This is a genomic window from Pseudomonas sp. PAMC 26793 (genome assembly GCF_000313235.1).
GTDB lineage: Bacteria > Pseudomonadota > Gammaproteobacteria > Pseudomonadales > Pseudomonadaceae > Aquipseudomonas > Aquipseudomonas yamanorum.
This window is the reverse complement of sequence record NZ_AMXG01000015.1, coordinates 64,289-89,954: the sequence shown is the minus strand read 5'-3', so window position 1 is coordinate 89,954 and position 25,666 is coordinate 64,289. Positions and strand designations below refer to the sequence as shown.

General features: G+C 60.3%; 23 protein-coding genes and 1 tRNA gene. 7 read left to right on the top strand and 17 right to left on the bottom strand.

Annotated elements, in window-relative coordinates:
- The first annotated feature begins 11 nt into the window (after window positions 1-11).
- The 7 genes from lldD (at window position 12) to pstB (ending at window position 12,176) form a co-directional block, all read left to right on the top strand.
- Window positions 12-1,154, top strand: coding sequence for an FMN-dependent L-lactate dehydrogenase LldD (gene lldD, locus D109_RS0103470; RefSeq protein WP_017475690.1), 1,143 nt, complete (start codon window positions 12-14; stop codon window positions 1,152-1,154).
- Between the two features lie 393 nt (window positions 1,155-1,547).
- On the top strand, window positions 1,548-3,218 hold the full coding sequence (locus D109_RS0103465; RefSeq protein ID WP_256219476.1) for a ShlB/FhaC/HecB family hemolysin secretion/activation protein: 1,671 nt from the start codon (window positions 1,548-1,550) through the stop codon (window positions 3,216-3,218).
- Window positions 3,219-3,321: 103 nt separating this feature from the next.
- Entirely contained in the window at window positions 3,322-8,277 is a 4,956-nt protein-coding gene (locus D109_RS0103460; protein ID WP_017475688.1) for a hemagglutinin repeat-containing protein, read from the top strand.
- Window positions 8,278-8,450: 173 nt separating this feature from the next.
- Window positions 8,451-9,467, top strand: coding sequence for a phosphate ABC transporter substrate-binding protein PstS (pstS, locus tag D109_RS0103455; RefSeq protein WP_017475687.1), 1,017 nt, complete (start codon window positions 8,451-8,453; stop codon window positions 9,465-9,467).
- Window positions 9,468-9,532: 65 nt separating this feature from the next.
- The gene (gene pstC / locus D109_RS0103450) at window positions 9,533-10,528 is read left to right on the top strand and encodes a phosphate ABC transporter permease subunit PstC (protein ID WP_017475686.1); all 996 of its coding nucleotides are present in this window, start codon (window positions 9,533-9,535) and stop codon (window positions 10,526-10,528) included.
- Window positions 10,525-11,397 (top strand): phosphate ABC transporter permease PstA, encoded by an 873-nt coding sequence (pstA, locus tag D109_RS0103445; RefSeq protein ID WP_017475685.1) that lies wholly within the window; start codon window positions 10,525-10,527, stop codon window positions 11,395-11,397. The genes pstC and pstA overlap by 4 nt, the downstream gene beginning before the upstream one ends.
- Window positions 11,397-12,176 carry a phosphate ABC transporter ATP-binding protein PstB gene (gene pstB, locus D109_RS0103440; RefSeq protein ID WP_003209835.1) on the top strand — a complete coding sequence of 260 codons (780 nt, stop codon included), beginning with the start codon at window positions 11,397-11,399 and terminating at the stop codon, window positions 12,174-12,176. The genes pstA and pstB overlap by 1 nt, the downstream gene beginning before the upstream one ends.
- A gap of 116 nt (window positions 12,177-12,292) precedes the next feature.
- Here pstB and D109_RS0103435 read toward each other — a convergent pair.
- From D109_RS0103435 to D109_RS1000000132505, 17 genes are all read right to left on the bottom strand, one after another.
- A tRNA-Lys gene (locus D109_RS0103435) sits at window positions 12,293-12,368 on the bottom strand.
- 63 nt (window positions 12,369-12,431) lie between these two features.
- Window positions 12,432-13,109 carry a 7-cyano-7-deazaguanine synthase QueC gene (gene queC / locus D109_RS0103430; protein ID WP_017475684.1) on the bottom strand — a complete coding sequence of 226 codons (678 nt, stop codon included), beginning with the start codon at window positions 13,107-13,109 and terminating at the stop codon, window positions 12,432-12,434.
- A 1-nt stretch (window position 13,110) separates the two neighbouring features.
- On the bottom strand, window positions 13,111-13,758 hold the full coding sequence (gene queE, locus D109_RS0103425; RefSeq protein ID WP_017475683.1) for a 7-carboxy-7-deazaguanine synthase QueE: 648 nt from the start codon (window positions 13,756-13,758) through the stop codon (window positions 13,111-13,113).
- Window positions 13,759-13,922: 164 nt separating this feature from the next.
- Window positions 13,923-14,759, bottom strand: coding sequence for a tol-pal system protein YbgF (gene ybgF / locus D109_RS0103420; protein ID WP_026077757.1), 837 nt, complete (start codon window positions 14,757-14,759; stop codon window positions 13,923-13,925).
- 6 nt (window positions 14,760-14,765) lie between these two features.
- The gene (pal, locus tag D109_RS0103415; RefSeq protein WP_003209827.1) at window positions 14,766-15,266 is read right to left on the bottom strand and encodes a peptidoglycan-associated lipoprotein Pal; all 501 of its coding nucleotides are present in this window, start codon (window positions 15,264-15,266) and stop codon (window positions 14,766-14,768) included.
- Window positions 15,267-15,321: 55 nt separating this feature from the next.
- Window positions 15,322-16,602 carry a Tol-Pal system beta propeller repeat protein TolB gene (gene tolB, locus D109_RS0103410; RefSeq protein ID WP_032868196.1) on the bottom strand — a complete coding sequence of 427 codons (1,281 nt, stop codon included), beginning with the start codon at window positions 16,600-16,602 and terminating at the stop codon, window positions 15,322-15,324.
- Between the two features lie 17 nt (window positions 16,603-16,619).
- Window positions 16,620-17,693 carry a cell envelope integrity protein TolA gene (gene tolA / locus D109_RS0103405; protein WP_017475681.1) on the bottom strand — a complete coding sequence of 358 codons (1,074 nt, stop codon included), beginning with the start codon at window positions 17,691-17,693 and terminating at the stop codon, window positions 16,620-16,622.
- Window positions 17,693-18,145: a protein TolR gene (gene tolR, locus D109_RS0103400; RefSeq protein ID WP_161635741.1), complete on the bottom strand. Its 453-nt coding sequence runs from the start codon at window positions 18,143-18,145 to the stop codon at window positions 17,693-17,695. Before tolR ends, tolA begins: the two co-directional genes overlap by 1 nt.
- A 23-nt stretch (window positions 18,146-18,168) precedes the next feature.
- Window positions 18,169-18,864 (bottom strand): protein TolQ, encoded by a 696-nt coding sequence (gene tolQ, locus D109_RS0103395; protein ID WP_003209819.1) that lies wholly within the window; start codon window positions 18,862-18,864, stop codon window positions 18,169-18,171.
- A 1-nt stretch (window position 18,865) separates the two neighbouring features.
- Window positions 18,866-19,321, bottom strand: coding sequence for a tol-pal system-associated acyl-CoA thioesterase (ybgC, locus tag D109_RS0103390; protein ID WP_017475680.1), 456 nt, complete (start codon window positions 19,319-19,321; stop codon window positions 18,866-18,868).
- Window positions 19,322-19,459: 138 nt separating this feature from the next.
- Window positions 19,460-20,518, bottom strand: a complete 1,059-nt coding sequence (gene ruvB / locus D109_RS0103385) for a Holliday junction branch migration DNA helicase RuvB (RefSeq protein ID WP_017475679.1) — start codon at window positions 20,516-20,518, stop codon at window positions 19,460-19,462.
- On the bottom strand, window positions 20,519-21,130 hold the full coding sequence (gene ruvA / locus D109_RS0103380) for a Holliday junction branch migration protein RuvA (RefSeq protein ID WP_017475678.1): 612 nt from the start codon (window positions 21,128-21,130) through the stop codon (window positions 20,519-20,521).
- A 115-nt stretch (window positions 21,131-21,245) separates the two neighbouring features.
- Complete coding sequence (ruvC, locus tag D109_RS0103375) at window positions 21,246-21,770, bottom strand: crossover junction endodeoxyribonuclease RuvC (protein WP_003209812.1); 525 nt, start codon at window positions 21,768-21,770, stop codon at window positions 21,246-21,248.
- Between the two features lie 155 nt (window positions 21,771-21,925).
- Window positions 21,926-22,672, bottom strand: coding sequence for a YebC/PmpR family DNA-binding transcriptional regulator (locus D109_RS0103370; protein ID WP_003209810.1), 747 nt, complete (start codon window positions 22,670-22,672; stop codon window positions 21,926-21,928).
- Window positions 22,673-22,823: 151 nt separating this feature from the next.
- Complete coding sequence (aspS, locus tag D109_RS0103365) at window positions 22,824-24,599, bottom strand: aspartate--tRNA ligase (RefSeq protein WP_003209808.1); 1,776 nt, start codon at window positions 24,597-24,599, stop codon at window positions 22,824-22,826.
- A gap of 108 nt (window positions 24,600-24,707) precedes the next feature.
- Window positions 24,708-24,929, bottom strand: coding sequence for an FmdB family zinc ribbon protein (locus D109_RS0103360; protein ID WP_003209804.1), 222 nt, complete (start codon window positions 24,927-24,929; stop codon window positions 24,708-24,710).
- Between the two features lie 218 nt (window positions 24,930-25,147).
- Window positions 25,148-25,501 carry a ribbon-helix-helix domain-containing protein gene (locus tag D109_RS1000000132505; RefSeq protein ID WP_026077756.1) on the bottom strand — a complete coding sequence of 118 codons (354 nt, stop codon included), beginning with the start codon at window positions 25,499-25,501 and terminating at the stop codon, window positions 25,148-25,150.
- Between the last annotated feature and the right edge of the window lie 165 nt (window positions 25,502-25,666).

The following is a 25,666-nucleotide window of genomic DNA, read 5'->3' as shown; positions in this document are numbered from 1 at the left end:
CATCACTGTTCATGATCATTTCGTCCGCATCGGATTACCGCGAAGCCGCCCGCCGCAAACTGCCGCGTTTCCTGTTCGACTACATCGACGGCGGTGCCTACGCCGAACACACCCTCAGGGCCAACAGCTCGGACCTGTCCGATATCAGCCTGCGCCAGCGCATCCTGCGTAACGTCGAAAGCCTGAGCCTTGAAACCACGCTGTTCGACCAGCCCTTGGCGATGCCGGTGGTCCTCAGCCCGGTGGGCCTGACCGGCATGTTTGCCCGGCGCGGTGAAGTCCAGGCGGCGAAGGCGGCAGCGAACAAGGGCATACCGTTTTGCCTGTCGACGGTGTCTGTGTGCCCGATCGAGGAAGTGGCGTCCCAGAGCGCGCAATCCATCTGGTTTCAGCTGTATGTGCTGAAAGATCGCGGTTTCATGAAAAATGCCCTGGAGCGAGCCCAGGCCGCCGGGGTAAAAAACCTCGTGTTCACCGTCGACATGCCCACCCCCGGCGCGCGTTATCGCGACGCCCATTCCGGGATGTCCGGCGCCTACGGGCCGCAACGCCAAATCCTGCAGGCCATGACCAAACCGGCCTGGGCCTTCGATGTGGGTCTGCTGGGGCGCCCCCACGACCTGGGCAACATCTCCAAATACCTGGGCAAGCCCACCCAACTGAAGGACTACATCGGCTGGCTGGCCAACAACTTCGACCCGTCCATCAGCTGGAAAGACCTGGAGTGGATCCGCGAGTTCTGGAAAGGCCCGATGATCATCAAAGGCATCCTCGATCCCCAGGATGCCAAGGACGCAGTGAGCTTTGGCGCCGACGGCATCGTCGTCTCCAACCACGGCGGCCGCCAACTGGACGGCGTGCTGTCCACGGCCAAGGCGCTGGCACCTATCGTACAAGCCGTGGGCAGCGATCTGACGGTGCTGGTGGACTCCGGCGTACGCTCGGGGCTGGACGTGGTGCGCATGCTCGCGCTGGGCGCCAAGGGCGTGTTGCTGGGCCGTGCCCAGGCTTACGCACTGGCCGCTGACGGGCAGCGTGGCGTGGAGAACCTGCTGGATATCTTCGCCAAGGAGATGCGCGTGGCGATGACGCTGACCGGGGTCACGTCGATTGCACAAATCGATGAATCGATTCTGGTACGCGGCCAACACTGAGTTGAAACGAAGCAGCCCCGGTCTCTTGCCAAGACCGGGGCTGCCCTTTTCAGTCACGCATAAACAAAATGATTAAACGCCTTTGCTGCAACAATAAAAAAGCCCCTCGCACCACTCCTCACGAAAAAAGCCCGCAAAAACAACCTGCATTAGGCACCCTTCTACCCGACTTGCACCACCTCTGTGCATTTATTTTGTGAATAACGCGGCATTCCCCACGTTTTATGTAATAAATCCTGTCCCTGATGTAACAAACGTTTTAAAGGTGGCTCAACTGTGGAAAGTCCCTGAGTTCACCGTTTTGGCTCAGGGGCATGGATCGTGCGTATTTCACGTTAAGGATGTCGAGTGCCAAATCAGCCCTCAACCGAGCCACTCTGTTGTAGCAATAGACTGATCGTTGCCCTGCTCTGCCTGTGCACGCTGCCGGCGGCCGCCGCCGATGGGCCGCTGCCTGGCCAGGAAGCATTGCGCTTGCAACAGCAACAGCAGCGCGACCTGCAGCAATTACAACTGGAACAGCGTCAGCGGCAAATCCAGCGAGGCCGTTTCGCAGTACCACCGACCACACCCGCACTGCCGGCAGACACCGCCCAGGACCAGCGCTGCTGGCCTTTGAGCGGTACGCGCGTGGCCGGTGTCACGCTGTTCAACAAGGCTGAACTGAACACCCGCATCGAACCCTATGTGGCGCCGTGCATGGGCGTCGCGCAGATCAACCGCCTGCTCGCCGAGATCACCCGCCTGTATGTCGAGGCCGGCTATATCGCCAGTCGCCCATACCTGATCAGCACCCCGGCCGCCGGGCACCCGCTGGATATTCACGTCGAAGAAGGCTACGTCGAAGCTATCGAGCTGGCCGACCAGAGCCTGCCCGTGTCGTTACGCGGGGCATTCCCGGGCATGCTCGGCGAACCGCTGAACCTGCGGGACCTGGAACAAGGCCTGGACCAACTCAATCGCCTGCGCTCGGTAGACCTCACCGCCGACATCGCCCCTGGCAGCGCAGCGGGCGCCTCACGGATCATCCTGCGCTCGCGCAGCAGTGCCTCGCGGTGGGCGTTGGGACTGGGTGTCGACAACCTCGGGAGCGCCTGCACCGGCCGTGATCGCAATGCGGTCAGCCTGAGCCTGGACAGCCCGTTGCAGCTCAACGACGCCCTCAACCTGAGCTTCAGCGACACCCTCAACCACGGTCCGCGTTACAGCCGCAGCAACAGCCTGTTTTATTCCATCCCCTACGGTTACTGGACCTACAGCCTGTTCGCCAGCCATGCCGAGTACCGCTCGCCGTTCAAGCTCAGCCGCACCACGCTCTATAACAGTGGCCGCACCGATCAAGTCAGCCTGCGCACCGACCGGGTGTTGTGGCGCGACCAAAGCCATCAACTGAGCGCCAACCTGCAATTGGCTTACAAGGACGTCGACAGCTACCTGCAAAAGGTCCGCCTGGGTATCCAGAGCCCGACACTGACCGTGGCCGAGGCCGGTGTGAATCTGTTCTGGCTCAACAGCGCAGTGTGGAACCTGGACGTCAATTACGCCCAGGGCCTGACCTGGTTCGGCGCCGACCGCGACGCCGATCAGGTGGTGAAGAACCTGCCCCAGGCGCAATTTCACAAGTACCGCGCCAACCTCACCCAATGGCGCAACGGCCAGCTCATCGGGCAACCGTGGCAGTGGCAGAGCCAACTGTCGATGCAATACAGCCCGGATGTATTGCCTGCCATCGAACAACTGCTGGTCACTGACGATTCGGCGGTGCGTGGCTATCGCGAGAACAGCGCGTCCGGCGCCATTGGCGCGGTGTGGCGCAACACCCTGCGCCTGCCACTCAACAGCGACCTGCCGTTCAAGATCACCCCGCGCCTGGGCCTGGACAACGGCTGGGTCAAGCGTGAATACGGCGCCCGCAGCCAACGCCTGAGCGGCGCCAGTGCCGGGCTCAACCTGAGCTGGAAGAACGTGCAGCTCGACCTCGATTACCAACGCAACCTGAACACCCCCGCAGCGTTTGCCCAAGAGCCGGAGGTCTGGCTGACGCGCCTTAGTTTGCAGATATGAGCCGACACCTGATTTGCCTGAAATAACCGCAGCACCTGATCAGCACGGCAGCGTTGCACCGAACGACGCACTTCACGGATCAGCCAACAGAGCGAGACTATTTATGCCGACTAACACTCATGCCTTTCACCTCTCTCCACAGGGCAAACTGCGCTGGGCCATCGCCAGCCTGTTCCTGTTACCTCAACTCGTACTGGCCGGCGGCTTGACCGTCATCGAAGGGCCCGGCGGCACCCCGCAACTGCAAAACCAGGCGGGCGTGCCTATCGTCAATATCGTCGCGCCGAATGCCGGCGGCCTGTCCCACAACCAATTTCTCGACTACAACGTCGACCGCCAAGGCGTGGTGTTGAACAACGCCTTGCAGGCGGGGCAATCCCAACTCGCCGGGCACCTGGCGGCCAACCCGCAGTTCCAGGGCCAGGCAGCGAGCGTGATCCTCAATGAAGTGGTCAGCCGCAACGCCTCGGCCCTCAACGGTGCGCAGGAGATTTTTGGCCGGGCGGCGGATTATGTGCTGGCCAACCCGAACGGGATTTCAGTCAACGGCGGCAGCTTCATCAACACCCCCAACGCCAACCTGGTCGTCGGCCGTCCCGAGCTCAACGACGGCAAGCTGCAAGGCTTGAACACCCGTGATGCAAGCGGCCAACTGACGGTGCAGGCCCAGGGTCTGCAAAACCGTGACGGCTCGATCAACCTGATCGCACCGCGCATCGACAGCGAAGGTCGGCTCAGCGCCCGTGATCAATTGAACCTCACCATCGGCCGCAATCAGGTCGACGTTGCCAGCGGCCAGGTGCGCCAGGTAGACCCGGCCAGCAAGACCGGCGACCAGCGTATCGACGCCAGCCTGTTCGGTGCGATGCAGGCCGGGCGGATCAATATCGTCAGTACCGCCGAAGGTGCCGGCGTACGCGTGGGGGCCGTGCAAGTGGATGGGCGGGACGGCGTGAACATCCGCTCGGCCGGCGACCTCGACATCAGCGGCCAGGTGCACGCCAATAGCCTCGAGGCCACCCGCGCCGGGGTGCAGAGCCGCCAGGGCGATGTCGACCTGCACAGCGCCAAGGATTTGAGCCTGGCCGCCACCGATGTCGGTGGGCGCAACGTCAAGCTCGACGCTGGCCGCAACCTGACCTTGAGTAGCCTGGAGAGCCGCAAGCTCCAGGAAAAGCGTGAGCAGTGGAACAACAGCAACTTCCTCTTCACCTACGAAACCTATGACCGTACCACCACCGACAAGGACTCGCGCCAGCATGGCAACAGCGTCGTCGCGCAACAGAATGCCGCGCTGTCTTCCGGCGCCAACACCGAGATCAAGGCCAGCCGTGTCGACGCCGGCGACACCGTGCGGGTCAACAGTGGCGCGGACCTGCGCCTGACCGCCGCCACCGAGACCCATGAAACCCGCGACCAGGGCAACCACCGCAAACACCTGTGGAAAGCCGACTGGGACAAATCCGCCAGCGAACAACGCAGCATCACCAGCAGCCTCAAGGCCGGCAAGAACCTGGAGCTGACCGGTGGGCAGACCCTGCAATTGCAAGGCGCCGAACTGCAAACCCCGGGGGATATCCAACTGGCCGCCCGGCACGTGGAAATCACCAGCGCCAGCCGTACCCAAAGCAGCCGGGACAACGGTTACTCCGGTGACCTGGTGGGCGGCAGTTTCTTCGGCTCCAAGGGCGATGGCGACAAGGGCAAAACCCTGAATACCGGCAGCAAGGTCAACGCCGACGGCAAGCTGATCGTGAAGGCCGATGAAGTACGCATCAGCGGCAGCCAGGCCCGTGGCGGCACGCAGGCCAGCGTCATCAGCGACAAGGGCTCGCTGGTGATTGATGGCGTACGCGACACGTCCCACGACAACCGCTACAGCAAGGACAGCAAGTTCTTCGGGATCTCCAAGGACGAAAGCCGCAAGAACCTCAAGGACAGCACCGTGGTCGCCAGCGAACTGCGCTCGGACAGTAACCTCGCACTGCACAGCGCCAAGGACATCGAAGTCAGTGGTTCCAAGGTGTCTGCCACAGGCGAACTGACGGCTGACGCCAAGGGTGATATCAAGATCGCCTCGGCGGAAAACACTTCCAGCGACACCACCCGCACTCACACCCGGGGTTTTGATGGCTACGCCAAGGAAACCGCCGACGGCACGCGCCAGTATCGCGCGGGCGTGAACTACGAAGACCAGCAGAAAACCAGCCACACCGACACCACCCGCCAACAAGCCTCCAGCCTCAGCGGCGGTACCCTGGCCGTCGCCGCGGGTGGCGATTTGAGCGTCGAGGGTTCAGGCCTCAAGGCCACCCAGGGTGATGCGACCTTAAGCGGGAAAAATATCGAGTTGCTGGCGACCCATGACAGCACGGCCAACGCCACCGAGCAGACCACCACTGGCGGCGGCGTCTACTACACCGGCGGCCTCGACAGGGCCGGCAGCGGCGCGCAGTTCAGCCATCAAAGCAGCCACGACACCAACAGCAAAACCACCGCGCACACCAGCACCGTTGCGGCGGCCGGCAAGCTGACCATCAATGCCGGCAACACCCTCACCAGCCAGGGCGCACAGGTCAAGGCCGGTTCCGGGTTGCAGGTCAACGCTGCGCAGGTCGACAACCAGGCGGCGCATAACAGCGAGTCCAGCACCCACAAGGAGAATGGCTGGACGGCCGATGTCGGCGCCAATGTCGAATACAAGGGCCTCCCCCGGCCCATCGAAAAAGCCATCGAAGGTGTGGCCCAAAGCAAGTTTCATCAGCCAGGGCTGCTGGACGCGTTCGAGCAACCCAATGTCGGGCTCGATGTTGACGTCGGCCATGCCAACAAGTCCCGCACACAGCAGGACAGCACGGCAGTGGTCAGCCAGTTCACGGGCGGCACGGTGCAGGTCAACGTCGCCGGCAAATTGCAGGATGAAGGCACTCAATACCATGCCACCGAGGGCGGCCTGAAAATCGACGCCGGCAGCCACCTTGCCACCGCTGCCGCCACTACCCACAGCAGCAGCGAGCAAGGCGTGGACGCCAAGGCCGGCGTGCGGATCTACACCACCACGGGTGAAGACTTGAACGTGCGCGGCAGCGGCGCCGGCGGCAGCAGTGACTTACGCGAATCCACCAGCACGGCAGTGGTCGGCAGCTACGCCGGGGCCCAGGGCGTGGGCATCGACGTCAAGGGCGATGCGCGTTATGAAGGCAGCCAGTTCAAGGGCGGCCAGGCCGGTGTCGACCTCAAGGCGGGCGGCGAGTTGGCGCTGAATCAAGCCAACGACACCCAGAGCAACACCAGCAGCACCTTGCGCGGCAACGGCTCGTTGACCGTGGGCACGGCGCCGGGCACCAACGGCAATAACCTCAACCTCGGTGCCGACGTGCAGCTGGACAACAAGCGCCTGGACACCCAGGACAGCCAGGCCCGGGTCGCGACCCTCCAGGGCAAAGGTCCGGTGCAACTCAACAGCGGCGCCGACCTGACCCTGCAAGGCACCCGGATTGGCAGCAGCAGCGCCAAGACCGGTGACATCAACCTCGCCGCCGGTGGCAAGCTGGACCTGCAAGCCGCCACCGAGCGCCACGGCAGCAACGCCAGTAACCTGGGCGGCGGCCTGAACGTCGGCGCCGGCAAGACCAGCAGCGCTGAAAGCAGCGGCAAGACCGGGAGCCTCAGCGCCAACTTCAACATCGGCAAGGGCGCGGAAAACGACCAGGCCGTCAGCGTCGGGCAGTTGCACAGCAACGGCAACGTGACGCTCGCCAGCGGCGGCAACAGCGCCGATGCCATCCACCTGCAAGGCACGCAAATCGCGGCCAGCAACGTCAGCCTCGACGCGGTAAATGGCGGCATCCTGCAGGAGTCGGCGCAATCGACCCAGGCCCATGACAGCTGGGGCGTGACCTTGGGCGCGGGCGGCAGTGGCGGCAAAACCACGCTGGCCAACGCGGGTGAACACGACACGCCCAAGACCCAACATGGCATCAATGCCCGGGCCAAGGTCGACGTCGATTACCTGCAAGGCACCACTCAGCACGACAGCCAGATCAAGGCCGACACCGTGGTGATCAACAGTGCCGGTGATACCCGATTGTCCGGGGCACGGATCGACGCGAATCAGGTGAGCGGCAAGATCGGCGGCGACCTCGTTGTCGAGAGCCGCAAGGATCACGTCAGCAGCACCCAGGTCAACGTCGATGCCAGGCTGGACGTCGAGAAAAATCAGCCCGGAATCGTCAATAAACTCGCCAAGACCACCGGCCCTCTCAAGGACAAATTGCAGGCCAAGGCGGAAGGCGCGTTCGACAAGCACCGCGAAAAACTCGAGAACGCGTTCGACAAGGGCACAGAGCACCTGGCCTCGGCCAAGGACAGCGTGGTTAATGGCGTCGGCAACGCCAAGGAGCGCCTGGGCGAAAAACTCACCCGCAGCGGTAGCTACGACGTGAACCCCGAGCCTCGTGGCGCCTTTGGCACGCGCGTGGATCAGGCCAAGACTTACCTCGCCGACAAGAAGGACGCCCTGGGCACGCGCCTGTCCAGCGTCAAGGAAAAGCTCTGGCCAAAAACCAGTGACAGCTACGCCGTCAGCGGCAAGAACACCACCGGCAGCTCGGTGGCCAATACCGCAGAAAGCGTGTTGTTCGGCGACAAGAGCGGCACCACCGCCTACACCCCGACCTTGAACCTGAACGTCAGCCACGTCGCCAAGGACAGCGTCACTCAGGCCTCGGGCATCAGCGGCACCCAGGGCGTGAACTTGCAGGTGGGTGGCGAGACTCGGCTGACCGGTGCGCGCATCGGGGCTTCGGAAGGCAAGGTCAACCTGGGGGGTTCTGCGGTAAACGCCACCGCGTTGACGGGCAGCGATTATCGCGCGGATGTCGGGCTGAACGTCTCGAAGTCACCGGTCAATCTGGCGCTGGGCGCCAAGGACGAATTGACCCGCAAACAGGACGACGCAACGCGTAAGGATCAAGCCATCAACCTCGGATCGCTGCGGGTAGGCGGGCACAGTGATAGCCAGGAGCTACAGGCCGGGATTGATCAAGGCCCCCACTAAGCAACCCTGCTTCGGTGGAGACGGGCACGCCCGCCTTCACCGGAGCAAACATTTCTAAATGTTTCTTCATAAAGCCAAACCGTCATTAAACAGACACATTTCAGGAATTAAATCGTCACGTCCCAGACAGGTGGAGCCCTCCACCTACCCCCTTCCTTTGAGGTGTCGTCGTGATGTTGCTGACCAAAAAGAGTCTGTCAGTGTTGTTCACTGCCCTGTGCCTGAGTGGTGTCGCTCACGCCACTGACGTCACGGGTGCAGGCTCCAGTTTCGTCTACCCGGTGCTGTCCAAGTGGTCCCAGGAATACAGCAAAAGCTCCAGTGACCGGATCAACTACCAGTCCATCGGTTCTGGCGGCGGCATCGCCCAGATCAAGGCGGCCACCGTGGATTTCGGTGCTTCCGACGCACCGCTGTCGGCAGATGAACTGAAGGCCGGCGGCCTCGGCCAGTTCCCCAGCGTGATTGGCGGCATCGTGCCGGTGATGAACGTCGAGGGTGTGGCGGCTGGCCAGCTGAAACTGGATGGTGAGGTACTGGCGAAGATTTTCCTCGGTGACATCAAGGCCTGGAACGACCCGGCTATCGCCGCCCTCAACCCCGGCCTGAAGCTGCCCGGCGCGAATATCACCGTGGTTCACCGCTCGGACGGCTCGGGCACCTCGTACAACTTCACCAACTACCTCTCCAAAGTCAGTGATGGCTGGAAAACCAAAATCGGTTTCGGCACCACCGTGCCGTGGCCAGTCGGTGTAGGCGGCAAGGGTAACGAAGGTGTTTCGGCCTACGTAAAGCAGATCAAGAACTCCATCGGGTTTGTTGAATACGCCTACGCCCTGCAGAACAAGATGACTTACGCCTCACTGAAGAACGCGTCCGGCAAATTCGTCGAGCCCAACGCCAAGGCCTTCCAGGCAGCGGCGGATACCGCCGACTGGGCCAACGCCAAGGACTTCAACCTGATCATGACCAACGCACCGGGCGAGAACGCGTGGCCGATCACGGCGACCACCTGGATCATCATGTACAAGCAGGCAAAGAACGCAGAGCAAAGCCAGGCCGCTTTCAACTTCTTCAAATGGTCGTTGGAGAAAGGTCAACAGCAGGCTGCGGCATTGGACTACGTCGCGCTGCCTGATTCCCTCGTGACCCGGATCGAAGGTTACTGGAAGTCCGACTTCGCCCACTGATCCGTCCCTGAGACCCGCGCCCTCAAGCAACCTGATGCCAGGGGGCGCTGGTGAGCACATCTGATATGAACGAAACCGTGCAACCGATGGTGATGACTACTCACGCGGGCGATGTGAGCGGTGACAACCGTGCTGCTCGCGATCAGCGCAACGACCTGTGGTTCAAACGCTCCATGTTCGGCGCTGCCATGCTGGTCTTGCTGTTATTGGCCAGCATTGCTGCCTCAACGCTTTGGGGCGGCGGCCTGGCCTTCAAGACGTTTGGTTTCGGTTTCATTACCAGCACCGACTGGGATGCGGTCAACAACCACTTCGGCGCCCTGGTGCCGATTTACGGCACCTTGGTCACCTCTTTCCTCGCGTTACTGATTGCGGTGCCCGTGAGTTTCGGCATCGCGATTTTCCTCACCGAAGTGGCGCCGCCCTGGCTGAGAATGCCAGTCGCCTCCGCCGTTGAATTGCTCGCGGGCATTCCCTCAATCATCTACGGCATGTGGGGCCTGTTTGTTTTCGGGCCCTTTATGGCAGAACACTTGTCACCCTGGATCAATGACTACCTGGGCGCACTGCCGTTTATTGGCTCGCTGTTCCAGGGGCCGCCGCTGGGCATCGGGATGCTGACCGCCGGCATCGTCCTGGCGATCATGATTACGCCGTTCATCACGTCGGTGATGCATGAGGTTTTCCGCAGTGTGCCGACTCAATTGAAGGAGTCGGCCTACGCACTGGGTAGTACTACCTGGGAAGTGGTGTGGGACATCGTGTTGCCCTACACCCGCTCGGCAGTAGTCGGGGGGATCTTTCTTGGCCTCGGCCGCGCCCTGGGTGAAACCATGGCCGTCACCTTCGTGCTGGGTAACGCGCAACAGTTCTCCGCCTCGTTGCTGATGCCCAGCAGTTCCATCGCGTCGGTCATCGCCAACGAGTTCAGCGAGGCCTACACCGACCTGCATCGCTCGGCGCTGATCGCCCTGGGCTTCCTGCTGTTTATCGTGACATTCGTGGTGCTGGCACTGGCGCGGTTGATGCTCATGCGCCTGTCACGCAAGGAGGGCCTATGAGCAGCAACGACCGCCTGTACCGCAAGCGTGCCTTCAAGAACCGGGTGGCCATGCTGCTCAGTTGCGGCGCGACAGTCTTTGGCCTGCTGTGGCTGGCGTGGATTCTGCTGACCACCATCATCAACGGTTTTCAAGCACTCAACCTGCGCCTGTTTACCGAGATGACGCCGCCCCCCGGAACAGACGGCGGCCTGGCCAACGCGTTTTACGGCAGTGCCCTGATGTCCGGGATTGCGCTGCTGATTGGCACGCCCATCGGGCTGATGGCCGGTATCTGGCTGGCGGAATTCGCACGGCACTCGCGCCTGGGCACCACCGTGCGTTTCATCAACGACATTCTGCTGTCCGCGCCCTCGATCGTCCTCGGTTTGTTCATCTACACCGGCGTAATCCTGCCGCTGAACCTGCTGACCAATCACCAGGTCGGTTTCTCTGCCATTGCTGGTGCGCTGGCGTTGGCCTTGCTGGTGATTCCGGTGGTGGTGAGGACGACCGACGAGATGCTCCAACTGCAGCCCTCCACCATGCGTGAGGCGGCCCTGGCCTTGGGCGTGCCGCAATGGAAGCTGACGTTGCAGATCGTGTTGAGAGCGGCCAAGGCGGGTGTGGTGACCGGCATCCTGCTGGCGCTGGCCCGGATTACCGGGGAAACCGCCCCGCTGCTGTTCACCGCCTTCGGCAACCAGTTCTGGAGCAGCAACCTGCTCAAACCGATCGCCAGCGTGCCGGTGGTTATTTTCCAGTACGCCATGAGCCCCTTCGATGACTGGCACTCCCTCGCATGGGCAGGCGCCTTGGTACTGACGATGTTCGTACTGGTGCTGAGCTTGCTGTCTCGCTTGATTCTTTTGCGCAATAGGTCCCACTGATGCAATCGACCCGCCTTGATCCTGAAAAAACCAAAATCCGTGTCCGTGGGTTGGAGTTTTTCTACAACAACCAACGTTCGCTGAAATCCATCGACATCGACATTCCGGAAAAACGCATCACCGCGATCATTGGCCCATCAGGTTGCGGGAAGTCGACCTTGCTGCGGGTGTTCAACCGTATCTACTCGATGTATCCCAAGCAGGAAGCCCGCGGTGAAGTGCTGCTCAATGGCGAAAACATCCTCGCCCCCGGCTACTCGATGAACCGCCTGCGCAGCCACGTCGGGATGGTCTTCCAGAAGCCGGTGCCGTTCCCGATGTCGATCTACGACAACATCGCCTATGCCGTGCGCCACCATGAAAAGCTGTCACGCCGGGAAATGGATGATCGAGTCGAGCAAGCCTTGCGCGGCGGCGCGCTGTGGGATGAGGTGAAAGACAAGCTCAAGCAGAGCGCCCAGAGTCTTTCAGGTGGCCAGCAACAGCGCCTGTGCATCGCCCGCACCATTGCACTGCGGCCGCAGGTTTTGCTGCTGGATGAACCGACCTCGGCGCTCGACCCGATTTCCACCGGACGCATCGAACAGTTGATCACCGAGCTGAAAGAGCAATACACGGTGATCATCGTGACCCACAACATGCAGCAGGCCGCTCGGGTCTCGGACAGCACGGCGTTCATGTTTATGGGGGAGCTGATTGAGCACGGCAATACGGATGAGATCTTCACCAAGCCGAAGATGAAGCAGACCGAGGACTACATCACCGGGCGGTTTGGCTAGGTTCAACAAAAAAGCCGATCACTCTCTGCCACGAGAGTGATCGGCTTTTGTTGGGCAAAAAAAACCCGGAAATCCTCACTTGCGTGGGCCTTCCGGATTTTCTAAACCGCCAAAAATGGTGGGTCGTGTGGGATTCGAACCTACGACCAATTGGTTAAAAGCCAACTGCTCTACCAACTGAGCTAACGACCCGCTGTGTGGTGGCGCGTATAATACTGATTTCTAAGGATTATTCAACACCTTATTTAAAATAAATCAGAAATAACGCGTCGGGTCAGTAATTCCGGCTGCCTGGAAGCCTTCAGCACGCAGTCGGCAGCTGTCGCATTTCCCACAAGCACGACCGTCATTGTCCGCCTGATAGCAGGAAACGGTCAGCGAGTAATCGACGCCAAGTCCTACGCCAGCCTTCACGATATCGGCCTTGCTGCGGTTCTGCAGCGGCGCCAGGATGCGAAAGCCCTGCCCCTCTACACCGGCCTTGGTAGCCAGATTCGCCATGCGCTCGAACGACTCGATGTACTCGGGACGGCAGTCCGGGTAGCCGGCGTAGTCCAGGGCGTTGACGCCGATGAAGATGTCGCGCGCCTTGAGGACTTCGGCCCAGCCAAGGGCCAGGGACAGGAAGACGGTGTTGCGCGCCGGCACGTAGGTCACCGGGATGCCCTCGCTGGGGCCTTGCGGCACGTCTATAGAGCTGTCGGTCAAAGCCGAACCACCCATGCCGTCGAGGTTCAGGCCGATCACCTTGTGCTCCACCACGCCCAGGTCTCGAGCGACACGGGCAGCAGCATTCAACTCGGCGCGGTGGCGCTGGCCGTAGTCGAAGCTCAGGGTGTAGCAGCTGTAGCCTTCTGCACGGGCCATGGCGACCACGGTGGCGGAGTCGAGGCCGCCGGACAGCAGGATGACTGCACGCTTTTGATCAGTCATCTCAGCGCCCCGGCTCGTCGTTCCACAGGTACTTGTGCAACTGCAGTTGCAGGCGCACCGGCAGATTGTCTGCGACAACCCAGTCAGCCAGGTCGCGAGCATTCAGGTCGTGGTGGCTGGGGGAAAACAGCACTTCGCCGGCGCGGCGCTCCAGGCCATATTGGATCAGCTTGGAGGTCGCCCAGTCGTAGTCTTCACGGGAACAGATGACGAACTTGACCTGGTCGTTGGCCGTCAGCAACTCGATGTTCTCGTAGCGGTTGCGGTGCGCTTCCTTGGAACCCGGGGTCTTGAGGTCGACGACACGACTGACGCGAGGGTCGACCGCGGAAATATCCAGGGCGCCGCTGGTTTCCAGGGACACCTCGTAACCGGCATCACACAACTGCTTGAGCAGGGGAATGGCATTAGGCTGAGCCAGAGGCTCGCCACCGGTGACGCAGACATAACGCGGCCGGTAACCGGCCACTTGCTCGAGGATGTCCTCAAGGGTGCGCACGGTACCGCCACTGAAGGCGTAGGCGCTGTCGCAGTACTGGCAACGCAGCGGGCAACCAGTGAGGCGCACAAATACAGTGGGCAGCCCGGCAGTGCGCGTTTCACCCTGCAACGAGTAAAAAACTTCGGTGATACGTAATGTGTCTTGCATAGTCGCCACGGGCGTAACAGCTAAACAGGCTGTCCGCCTCCGTCAGGCACTTCGAGGAATTCCGCCAACGCGTAAACCCCAGGAAGCGTGTTTCATAAAAGGGCGTGGATTCTAACGAAAAAACCCGCGCAGGGCGCGGGTTTCTTCTAAACGGGTTGCGACGCTTACATGCGTTGCAGATCCCGCTGTGCCAACTGAGCAGCAGAGGTACCCGGATATTGGGCCACCACCTGCTGCAGAATGCCTTTGACCTTGTCGGTATGACCCAGGCGGCGTTCTACGTCAGCCAGTTTGTACAGCGAATCCGGCACCTTGGCGTGCTTGGGGTACAGCTGGCTGACCTTGGCAAACGCCTGACCTGCACCTTGCAAGTCGCCTTTGGCCAGGTTCACCTCACCCAACCAGTACTGGGCGTTGCCCGCGTACTGGCTGTTCGGGTATTTGCGCAGGAATGCGGTAAAAGCCTGGCTGGCCTTATCGAAATCCTTGGCTTTGATCAGGTCGAAGGCTGCATCGTAATACAGTTTTTCCTTCGCCGGATCACCCGGTTCGCTGCTGGCGGCAGGGGTTTGGCTGGCAGCCGCAGCCCCTGCTGCTGCACCACCGGCGGCGGAACTTGGCGCGCCACCGGCAGAAGAATTATCAGGAGTAGCGGCTGGTGTAACGCCGGCTCCAATACGTCGATCAAGATCCTGGTAACGCTCCAGGCCTTCTTGCTTCAGCTGGTTCACTTGATTCTGCAGAACTTCAATCGTGCCTTGTTGCTGCGACAATTGATCCTGCATGCGTTGCAGCTGGTTGAACAGTTCGCCCTGTGCCGAAGGCGCGGCCGTAGCCGCCCCCCCGGCATAGGCGCCGTTCGTGCCATAACCCGCTGGCGGATAACTGCTCCCGCTATTGTTATAGCCAGAGTTGCTATCTTCCACAGGAACCGCAGCCCACACCGCAAGCGGTGCCAGGCTGAGAGCCAATACAGTTAGAGCACGACGGCACGTTCGCATGACGAATTACTTACGCAGTTCGACGCGACGGTTTTGAGCCCAGGACTGCTCGTCGTGGCCAGTAGCAACTGGACGCTCTTTACCGTAGGAAACCAGTTCCAGTTGGCCTGGAGCAACACCTTGCAGTACCAGGTAGCGCTGAACGGCTTTCGCACGACGCTCGCCCAGTGCCATGTTGTACTCACGAGTACCACGTTCGTCGGTGTTACCTTCCAGAACAACGCGAGCGCCGTTAGCTTTCAGGTCCTTCGCGTGAACGTCCAGAGCGCGCATGGCTTCTGGTTTCAGGTCCGAACTGTCGTATTCGAAGTAGAAAGTGGTGATAGCGCGCAGAGCAGCTTCTTCGCTCAGGGAGCCGTCAACTGCACCAGTGTTAGCGCCGTAACCAGCGTTTGGATCAACAGCTGCGCCTTCACCGGCATTGTCGCCGCCTTTAGACGAGCAACCAACGGCTACGGACAGAGCCAGAGCCAGAGCAGCAAACTTACCAAACTTCAGCATTTCCATCGTGAAACTCCTAATGAACCCCAGTGTGTTAAGTACTTCTTTTTGTAGCGCCGCGTCAGTTCAGGTAAGGGGACCAGGATGGTTCTCTGACTTCGCCTTGTGCGGTAGGAAGCGGGAGCCTTACGCGTCCATTAATGGACACGAGCATCAAGACTCCCCGGCCCTGCTGGCGGGTGGCGTAGATTACCATGGTGCCGTTGGGCGCAACAGTGGCTGACTCATCAAGGTTGGTATCTGTAAGGATTTTTACGGTTCCGCGCTGCAAATCCTGGGCCGCAACCCGGAAATTAGTGAAACCATCCTGACGGTGAATCATCACCAACGTCTTTTCATCAGCCGAAAGCTTAGGTGCAGCGTTGTAGTTACCAATAAAGGTCACACGTTCGGCGCCGCCGCCGTTGACGCTGGTTTTGTAGACTTGCGGCTTGCCGCCACGGTCGGAGGTGAAGTAGATGGTCGAACCATCCTTACCCCAGAACGGTTCGGTGTTGATGCCTGGGCCGCTGGTAACACGGCTCAGTTGGCGCGAAGCCATGTTCATCACGTAAATGTCCGGGTTGCCGTCTTTGGACAATACGAACGCCAGGCGAGAACCATCCGGCGACCAGGCTGGCGCGCCATTCAGGCCTTCGAAGTTGGTGATCTGCTCACGGCGACCGGTGTCGATGTGCTGAACGAAGATCCGTGGACGCTTCTGTTCAAAGGACACGTAGGCGATACGCTTGCCGTCGGGTGCAAAGCGTGGCGACAGGATCGGCTCACGGGATTGCAGCAGCGTCACTGCACGAGCGCCGTCATAGTCGGAGCGCTGCAGCGTGTAGCGCGTGTTGTCTACCGAAAAACGCTCTGCTGTTACATAAAGCAGGCGAGTCGAGAAGGCACCTTTGATCCCGGTCAGTTTTTCAAACGACTGGTCGGAGATGTAGTGCGCCATGTCCCGCAACTGATCCGTGGTACCCGACACGCTGCCGGTCAGCACTTGCTGCTCGGTCGCGACGTTGAACAGGGTGTACTGGATCTGCAGGCGACCGCCGGCAGGCGTGATGCTGCCCACCATCAGGTACTGGGCGTTCAGCGCTTTCCAGTCACGGAATATGACTTCGCTGGCCTGGGTCGGCTGGCTGATCATGTTGCCTTTGTCGATCGGCGCGTAGTAACCGGAGTTGCGCAGGTCATCACTGATGATCTGCGACATGTCGTCCGGCAGCACGCTGCCGCCCTGCCAGCCAAACGGTACAACGGCGATCGGGGTGGCCCGATCGCTACCGCTGGTGACCAGGATGTTCTTTTCATCCGCCGCCGCTATCCCTGCCATGCAGCAAATAACGACAAGCATTCCTCGAAGAAGGTTTCTCACAAGGCTAGATCCTCAGGTGTGAATGTCATCTTGAATGAACGGTAGGGAGCGAAGTCGCTTGGTTTCATTCCCTGCATCTCGGTCAACCGGCCAATGTTCTTGACCGCTGCTACCGCCGAACTGTCGAACGAACCGTCGCCACTGGACTTGGCCACGCTGACCGAGGTCACCGTACCGTCCGGCAACATGCCGATCTGCAGCACTACTGTCATGCCTTTACGTGCCGAAGGAGGACGGGTCCAACCTTCCGCTGCCCGTGAACGAATCAGGTCATCGAAACTGCCCGCGACTTCATCACCACGTTCATCGGCCAAGGCTTGCTGGCGTTGCGGCGTGTCGGAAAGCAAATCGGCCAAGGCCTGGGCCTTTTTGTCTTCGGTCGACTTACGTGCTGCTTCCTGGGCCTTTTTCTTCGAGGCATCGGCGGCAGCTTTCTTCTTCGCATCGTCGGCGATTTTCTTCTTCGCCTCGTCAGCTTCAGCTTTCTTCTTGGCGTCGTCCGCGGCTTTCTTCTTCGCGTCTTCGACTATCTTTTTCTTCGCGTCTTCAGCGGCCTTTTTCTTGGCCTCTTCTTCAGCAGCTTTCTTGGCTTCTTCTTCAGACTTCTTCTTGGCTATATCAGCCAATTGTTTCTCTTCAGCCTTCTTAGCTTCGGCAGCTTTATCGGCTTTCTTGGCTTCATCAGCCTTTTTAGCCTCGTCAGCTTTCTTCGCCTCGTCAGCCTTTTTCGATTCCTCGGCCTTTTGAGCCGCCTCTTCTTTCTTTTGTTCCGCAGCAGCCTTCACCGCTTCCTGCTCGACCTTCTTCTGTTCCATCTGCTCGACTTCAGTCTGGCGCGCAGCCGACTTCTGGGCCTCACCCGCAATCTTCTGATTGGTCTGGGTGGTGGCCTGGCTTTTCGATTTCAGCTGATACAGGGTCGCCTGCACGATCGGCTTGGCTGGCGGCAGGTCCGGGGTCATGGCAAAGCTGACGAACAGCATGCCAAACACCAGGACGTGCAGGGCAATTGCCCAGACGCTAGGCCAGAAGAAGCTTTCCGAGGCGGACGGCTCTCGCTGTTGGTGCATCAGGGCGCCTCGGTAATCAAGCCAACGTTACCGACGCCGGCCTTCTGCAGCCCGCCCATGGCGCCCATCACGGAGCCATAGTCGACGACCTTGTCGCCGCGGATGAACACCTGGGTGTGCTTGCCACCTTCGTTGCCGGCGCGAATGATCTTGGTCACAGCATCAGTCATCTGCGGCAAGGTCATGGCCTTGTCCTGCTGTTTCTGAGTGTCGACTTCGCTGCCAAGGTTCCAGTAATAGGTCTTGTCAGCCTTGATCGAAATGGTCAGGACCTGAGTGTTGTTGTCCTGCGGCAAGGCTTCGCTGGAAACCTTGGGCAGATCAACCTTCACGCCCTGATTGAGCATCGGCGCGGTCACCATGAAGATAACCAGCAGCACCAGCATCACGTCGATGTAAGGCACTACGTTCATCTCGGCGACCGGCTTGCGCTTTTTGCGAGCTCGAGCGATTAAAGCCATTGGGAATTACCTGCTTATTCTTCGCTGGTGTGCACTTTACGGTGCAGGATCGCCTGGAATTCATCGGCGAAGGTGTAGTAACGGCTGATCAAGGTTTCGCCACGAGCGGCAAAACGGTTGTAGGCGATTACTGCGGGAATAGCTGCGAACAGGCCGATGGCGGTGGCGATCAGCGCTTCGGCGATACCCGGGGCCACGGTGGCCAGGGTCGCTTGCTGGGCCTGGGCCAGGCCGCGGAAGGAGTTCATGATCCCCCATACGGTACCGAACAGGCCGATGTACGGGCTCACGGAACCTACGGTGGCGAGGAACGGCAGGCTTTGCTCAAGCTTTTCTTCTTCGCGGGAAATCGCTACACGCATGGCACGGGCCACGCCTTCCATGACCGCTTCCGGGTCAACGCCTGGCTGCTGGCGCAGACGGGAGAATTCCTTGAAGCCGGCACGGAAGATCTGCTCGACGCCCGAGTCCGGGTCCGGATTGCTGCCGGCCTGGCGATACAGTTTGGACAGGTCGATACCCGACCAGAAGCGCTCTTCGAAGCTCTCCAGGGCACGTCGACCGGCACGCAGCAGGTTGCTGCGCTGAAAAATCATGACCCAAGAGGTAACCGATGCGGCTACCAGGACCAGCATCACCAGTTGAACCACGACACTGGCATTGCTGACCAGGCTCCACATGGAGGAATGGTCGACGACGGTAGGTTCCACGCTAAATCTCCTGCTCTGAATGTTTACCCGCGCCGCTCACGCCGGCAAAGGCCGTGCGTAGAGCTTCGGGAATGGCCCGGGGTTTCAAACTATTGGTGCGAACACAGGCCACCAGGAACTGCCCCTCACAGAGCAGCGTTGCATCCGTAGCCCGCCTGACCTGCTGTTTAAAGCGCAGGCTGGCACGGTTCAATTCGGTTATTTCTGCGCTGACCAGCAGTTCGTCGTCCAGTCGCGCCGGCGCGTAATAACGAGCCTCGCTGGAATGCACGACAAACAACAGGTCCTCCCCTGCCAGCTGGGATTGGGCAAAGCCCAGCTCCCGTAGCCGCTCGGTTCGAGCCCGCTCCATGAACTTTAGGTAATTGACGTAATAAACGATGCCGCCGGCATCGGTGTCCTCGTAATAAACGCGACAGCGATGTGCGAACGACTGATCCCCGTTTTGCGCGCGCATACTCTAGTGCTTACTCCTCAGGTTGCCAATCCGGCCAGGCAACTGTTTTTCATTCTGTGGCACATTTCTAACGAAAGAATGACGACGCCAGCCACTAGGACAGCACAAACGCCGAATAAATCGAATCGCCAAGCGTTTTTAATCGTCCACTGCATCAAGGAATTCGTCTACTACGGGCATCTCGCCCAATCGTGACGGAATGTTTAACCCAAAGTGCAGATACGCATGCCGGGTGACCACACGCCCCCTCGGTGTACGCATGATGTAGCCCTGCTGGATCAGATACGGCTCCAGTACATCCTCAATCGTATGCCGCTCTTCGCTGATGGCTGCCGCGAGGCTGTCCACGCCCACCGGGCCGCCGTCGAATTTTTCGATCATGGTCAACAGCAGGCGTCGATCCTGGTGGTCAAAGCCGTGCTCATCCACATCCAGCAGGTTCAGCGCCAGGTCTGCCACGGGCTTGGTGATATGCCCTTTGGCGCGTACTTCGGCAAAGTCGCGCACCCGACGCAGCAACCGGTTGGCAATCCGCGGCGTACCCCGGGCGCGGCGGGCGATTTCAAACGCGCCTTCGGGGTCCAGGGGCAAGCCGAGGATAGTCGCCGAACGGCTGACGATGGTGGCCAGATCCGCCGTGCTATAGAACTCTAGACGTTGAACAATTCCGAAACGGTCTCGCAGCGGATTGGTCAGCATGCCCGCACGGGTGGTGGCCCCCACCAGGGTGAACGGTGGCAGGTCGAGCTTGATCGAGCGCGCGGCCGGGCCTTCGCCGATCATGATGTCCAACTGAAAGTCTTCCATGGCCGGGTACAACACTTCCTCGACGATGGGCGAAAGCCGGTGGATCTCGTCGATAAACAGTACGTCGTGGGGCTCCAAATTGGTCAGCAGCGCCGCCAGGTCGCCCGGACGCTCCAGCACAGGACCGGAGGTAGACTTGATCGACACGCCCATTTCCTGGGCGATGATGTTGGCCAGGGTGGTCTTGCCCAAGCCCGGCGGGCCGAAGATCAACGTGTGATCCAGGGACTCGCTGCGCCCGCGCGCCGCCTGGATAAACAACTCCATCTGCTCGCGCACGGTGGGCTGGCCGATGTATTCGGCAAGGCTCAGGGGGCGAATCGCCCGGTCCTGGACTTCTTCACGATCACGAGGGCCGGTGGCCGCGATCAGACGATCAGCTTCAATCACTTAAATCATTCCCTTCAGGGCGCGGCGGATCATGTCTTCGCTGCTCAGGTTCTTGTCCTTGATGGCCGACACGGCCTTGCTCGCCTCTTGGGGCTTGTAGCCCAGGGAGATCAGCGCGCTGACTGCATCGTTTTCAGCACTGGCCACCGGCACACCCGGCGCATCGGGCTGGTTAGGCACCAGGGCGAACATGCTCGGCACGACCTCCCAGGCCTTGAAGCGGTCCTTAAGCTCCACCAGCAAGCGCTCGGCGGTTTTCTTGCCAACGCCTGGCACCTTGGTCAGCGCCGAGGTGTCCTGGGCCGACACACAGCGCACCAGTTCATCGACTTCGAGGCTCGACATCAGTGCCAGCGCGAGCTTCGGGCCCACGCCGTTCAGGCGGATCAGCTCACGGAAGAAGTCCCGGTCACGCTTGCCAATAAAACCATAGAGCAATTGTGCGTCTTCGCGCACCACCAGGTGGGTGTGCAAGGTCAGCGGTTCACCGACCGACGGTAGGCGGTAGAGGGTGGTCATGGGCACTTCCAGCTCATAGCCCAGCCCGTTTACATCCAGAATCAGGTGCGGCGGCTGTTTCTCAGCCAGGGTGCCGCGCAAGCGTCCAATCACGTTCGAATCCTTAAGAATCGGCTCAGATCAAGGCCTGACCGGTAATAACGCGGGCATGCCGGCCGACAGTACAGGCCGCTCGTGCACCCCACGCAGAATGATTGCGCTGATGCTATCAGAGACGAAGCCGGCCGCCACGACTGCGTGCCGTACCCAAGCCATGAGGCATCAGGCTGGAGCGGGTATGGGCGTGGCAAATGGCAATGGCCAGGGCGTCGGAGGCATCGATTTGCGGTTTGGCGGTGAGCTTGAGCATGTGCATGACCATCATCATCACCTGCTCCTTGTTGGCCGCACCGGTGCCGACCACGGCTTGCTTGACCTGGGTCGCGGTGTATTCAGCGATCTCCATGCCCTCCTCGGCACCCGCGACGATGGCCGCACCGCGGGCCTGGCCGAGCTTCAAGGCGGAGTCGGCGTTTTTTGCCATGAACACTTTTTCGATGCCCATGGTCACTGGCCCGTAGGTCTGGATCACTTCACGCACGCCGCGGTAAACGATCTGCAAGCGCTCGGCCAACTCGCCGGCGCCGGTACGGATACAGCCCGACGCTACGTACACGCAGCCTCGCGGGGTCTGTTGGACCACGCCAAAGCCGGTGATTCGCGAACCGGGGTCGATACCTAGGATTAGAGTCATAACGCCTGCAGTTGGATAAAAAATTCTTGATATAGCCAAGATCAAAATGTGGGAGCGGGCTTGCTCGCGAAGGCGGTGTATCAGTCACCTTATCGACTGACTGACACGCCGCCTTCGCGAGCAAGCCCGCTCCCACATTAGATCTGCATCATCCCTCAGCCTAGCTGTTCGGCTACCGATTCCGGGATATCGGCATTGGAGTAGACGTTCTGCACGTCATCCAGGTCTTCAAGCATGTCGAGCATCTTGAGCACCTTCTGCGCCCCATCCAGGTCCAGCTCGGCGCTGGTGGTGGGCAGCATCACGATTTCCGCATCGGTACCTTTGAAACCGGCCGCTTCCAACGCGTTACGCACCGAGTAGAAGCCCGCGAACGAGGTAAACACGTCGATGGAACCGTCTTCGTTGGTCACCACGTCGTCGGCATCGGCCTCCATCGCTGCTTCGATCAGCGCATCTTCGTCAACACCCGGCGCGAAGGAGATCTGCCCCTTGCGCTCAAACAGGTAGGCCACCGAACCGTCGGTGCCCAGGTTGCCGCCACATTTGCTGAACGCATGGCGCACGGCAGCCGCAGTGCGGTTGCGGTTGTCGGTCATGCACTCGACCATCACCGCCACGCCACCCGGGCCGTAGCCTTCGTAGCTCAACTCGACCATGTCGTCGGTATCGGCCGCACCGGCACCACGGGCCACGGCGCGGTCGATGATGTCGCGGCTCATGTTGGCGCCGAGGGCCTTGTCCAAGGCCAGGCGCAGGCGCGGGTTGGAACCCGGGTCACCGCCACCCTGGCGCGCAGCCACGGTCAGCTCGCGAATCCACTTGGTGAAGATCTTGCCTTTCTTGGCATCCTGACGCTCTTTGCGGTGCTTGATGTTCGCCCACTTGGAATGGCCAGCCATAACACAACTCCGAAATTCTGTAGAAACCTGTCAATCCCGCCCCAGGCGGGACTTCCCTCTTTAACGTGCAGCCCTTGTAACGCAAAGGCGCATCCGAAGATGCGCCCTTAGCTGACAATGTAAAACCCTATGGCGCTTTCACGCTGCGGCCTTACTCAGCCTTTGGTGTCTCGCGCAGACGGATATGCAGCTCGCGCAGTGCCTTGGCATCCACCACACCCGGTGCTTGCGTCATGACGTCGGCAGCACTTTGGGTTTTCGGGAAGGCAATCACTTCACGGATCGACTGGGCACCGGTCATCAGCATCACCAGACGGTCCAGGCCGAAGGCCAGGCCACCGTGAGGCGGCGCGCCGTACTTCAGGGCGTCGAGCAGGAAGCCGAACTTCTCTTGCTGCTCATCTTCGTTGATGCCCAGCAGGCGGAAGACCGATTGCTGCATTTCCTTGCGGTGGATACGGATCGAACCGCCACCCAGCTCGGTGCCGTTGAGCACCATGTCGTAGGCACGGGACAGAGCGCCAGCCGGATTGGCTTCGAGCTCTTGCGGCGTGCACTTCGGAGCGGTGAACGGGTGGTGCAGCGCGCTGAAGCTACCGTCGTCGTTCTCTTCGAACATCGGGAAGTCGACAACCCACATCGGCGCCCACTGGCAGGTCAGCAGGTTCAGGTCGTTACCGACCTTGATCCGCAGTGCACCCAGCGCTTCGCTGACGATCTTCGACTTGTCGGCACCGAAGAACACGATGTCGCCGTCAACCGCGCCAACACGATCCAGGATCACGTTGAGGTTGGCTTCAGGGATGTTCTTGACGATTGGCGACTGCAGGCCTTCAACGCCCTTGGCGCGCTCGTTGACCTTGATGTACGCCAGGCCCTTGGCACCGTAGATGCCGACGAACTTGGTGTAGTCGTCGATCTGCTTGCGCGGCATGCTCGCAGCGCCAGGCACGCGCAAGGCGGCAATACGGCATTTCGGGTCGTTGGCCGGGCCGCTGAACACCTTGAAGTCAACGTCTTTGAGTTGGTCTTCAACGTCAACCAGTTCCAGCGGGTTACGCAGGTCCGGCTTGTCGGAACCGTAACGGCGCATGGCTTCTTCGAAGGTCATGTGCGGGAATTCGCCGAACTCCAGGTTCAGCACTTCCTTGAACAGGTTGCGGATCATCTGCTCGGTGATACCCATGATCTCTTTTTCATCGAGGAAACTGGTCTCGATGTCGATCTGGGTGAATTCCGGCTGGCGGTCGGCCCGCAGGTCTTCGTCACGGAAGCATTTGGCGATCTGGTAGTAACGGTCGAAGCCGGCCACCATCAGCAGTTGCTTGAACAGCTGTGGCGATTGCGGCAAGGCGAAGAAGGAGCCAGCGTGGGTACGGCTCGGCACCAGGTAGTCGCGGGCGCCTTCCGGAGTAGCACGGGTCAGGATCGGCGTCTCGACGTCGAGGAAGCCGTTCTCGTCCAGGAAGCGACGGATGCTGGTGGTCATGCGCGAACGCAGACGCAGTTTCTCGGCCATTTCCGGGCGACGCAGGTCCAGGAAGCGATAACGCAGGCGGGTTTCTTCACCAACGTCAGAGAACTCGTTCAGCGGGAACGGCGGGGTTTCCGACTCGTTCAGCACTTCCAGCTCGTAACCCAGCACTTCGATCATGCCCGACGCCATGTTGGCGTTGGTGGCACCAGCCGGACGCAGGCGAACCTTGCCGGTGATCTTCACGACGTACTCGCTGCGCACGCGGTCGGCGGCGGCGAAGCTCTCGGCGCGGTCCGGATCGAACACCACCTGGGCCAGACCATCACGATCACGGATATCGAGGAAGATCACCCCGCCGTGGTCGCGGCGACGGTGAACCCATCCGCAAAGGGTGATTTCCTGACCTTCCAGGGTCTCGTTCAGTTGGCCGCAATAGTGGCTGCGCATCATGATAGTGGTTTCGCTTCTCGTAATTCGAAATTCGGTGGAGGCCTGCCTCATCACCGTACAGCTAAGTCAGGTGACGGATAATGCAGGAGCCTGCGCGTAGAGTTCAACTCAGTCTGCTTTGTCGCCGCCGGCCAGATTCTTCTTCGAACCGGTCTTGAAATCGGTCTCGTACCAACCGTTGCCACTCAGGCGAAAGCCCGGCATGGACAACATCTTCTTGAGCTCCGGAGCCTGACAGGCAGGGCAATCGACCAGCGGCGCTGCGCTGATCTTTTGAATGGCTTCCAACTGATGACCACAGGAAGCGCATTGATAGTCGTACATGGGCATGGAGATGTCTCGGCGATCAGATCATTACTGCGCCACGCCCTGCCCTGGCTCTATCCCGTGGGAAAATCCCGGCATGCGCAGCAAAGCCCGGGATTATATCTGGTAAATCGAGGCTGTGCAGCCGTAGCGGCGCGCTGCTCTTTATATAGGTGGCTGCAGCAGGCTTCTGCCAGGCGCCCGACCCGGGGCAATCCCGAGCCTGGCGACTGGCACAAGGATCATGCCAGGTCCGGATGGACACCCGGCGCATTAAGGCGCTCTTTCAATACATGAACCACACAAACCACCCTGACCAGACCACTGAAGTTCTTTACACCGCCATATCGCAAGTGCACTTCACGGTCCACGTAAGACAGCAACGCACTGACCGAACATGTATTGATCCGGGCTATTTCCGCAAGGATATTCCAATAGACCTCTTCGAGTCGCAGACACGTCGAAAAACCATTAAGCCGAACGGATCGGGATAATGGCCTGGCCAAGTTCATATCGAACCCTTTGGCAAAGGGATCTACCTTTATCTTGTGCAACCCGCACGTTTCCATAACTCCATTACCTGCTCCGCGTGACATACACTTGACACTCCATTGCCTGACGGCCACTCATCAGTGTTGTCGTTGGCCGTTGAGCTATAAAACATCAAGAAGACAAGTGCAGCCAGAAGACAGGGAGCCGATCGCCGTAGGACAAGCCAACGCGTGTATCAGGAAGCTCGCAGGGTCAGGGAAATCGCCGGA

Bases quoted from the DNA above. Each gene is read 5' to 3' on its own strand.
- tolB (WP_032868196.1), bottom strand. From the start codon at position 16,602: ATGCTTGTCGTTATTTGCTGCATGGCAGGGATAGCGGCGGCGGATGAA.
- D109_RS1000000132505 (WP_026077756.1), bottom strand. From the start codon at position 25,501: ATGTCACGCGGAGCAGGTAATGGAGTTATGGAAACGTGCGGGTTGCAC.
- ybgF (WP_026077757.1), bottom strand. From the start codon at position 14,759: ATGCGAACGTGCCGTCGTGCTCTAACTGTATTGGCTCTCAGCCTGGCA.
- D109_RS0103360 (WP_003209804.1), bottom strand. From the start codon at position 24,929: ATGCCCATGTACGACTATCAATGCGCTTCCTGTGGTCATCAGTTGGAA.
- ybgC (WP_017475680.1), bottom strand. From the start codon at position 19,321: ATGCGCGCGCAAAACGGGGATCAGTCGTTCGCACATCGCTGTCGCGTT.
- pal (WP_003209827.1), bottom strand. From the start codon at position 15,266: ATGGAAATGCTGAAGTTTGGTAAGTTTGCTGCTCTGGCTCTGGCTCTG.
- tolA (WP_017475681.1), bottom strand. From the start codon at position 17,693: ATGCACCAACAGCGAGAGCCGTCCGCCTCGGAAAGCTTCTTCTGGCCT.
- D109_RS0103370 (WP_003209810.1), bottom strand. From the start codon at position 22,672: ATGGCTGGCCATTCCAAGTGGGCGAACATCAAGCACCGCAAAGAGCGT.
- queC (WP_017475684.1), bottom strand. From the start codon at position 13,109: ATGACTGATCAAAAGCGTGCAGTCATCCTGCTGTCCGGCGGCCTCGAC.
- D109_RS0103460 (WP_017475688.1), top strand. From the start codon at position 3,322: ATGCCGACTAACACTCATGCCTTTCACCTCTCTCCACAGGGCAAACTG.
- pstB (WP_003209835.1), top strand. From the start codon at position 11,397: ATGCAATCGACCCGCCTTGATCCTGAAAAAACCAAAATCCGTGTCCGT.
- ruvC (WP_003209812.1), bottom strand. From the start codon at position 21,770: ATGACTCTAATCCTAGGTATCGACCCCGGTTCGCGAATCACCGGCTTT.
- pstA (WP_017475685.1), top strand. From the start codon at position 10,525: ATGAGCAGCAACGACCGCCTGTACCGCAAGCGTGCCTTCAAGAACCGG.
- queE (WP_017475683.1), bottom strand. From the start codon at position 13,758: ATGCAAGACACATTACGTATCACCGAAGTTTTTTACTCGTTGCAGGGT.
- pstC (WP_017475686.1), top strand. From the start codon at position 9,533: ATGAACGAAACCGTGCAACCGATGGTGATGACTACTCACGCGGGCGAT.
- pstS (WP_017475687.1), top strand. From the start codon at position 8,451: ATGTTGCTGACCAAAAAGAGTCTGTCAGTGTTGTTCACTGCCCTGTGC.
- aspS (WP_003209808.1), bottom strand. From the start codon at position 24,599: ATGATGCGCAGCCACTATTGCGGCCAACTGAACGAGACCCTGGAAGGT.
- lldD (WP_017475690.1), top strand. From the start codon at position 12: ATGATCATTTCGTCCGCATCGGATTACCGCGAAGCCGCCCGCCGCAAA.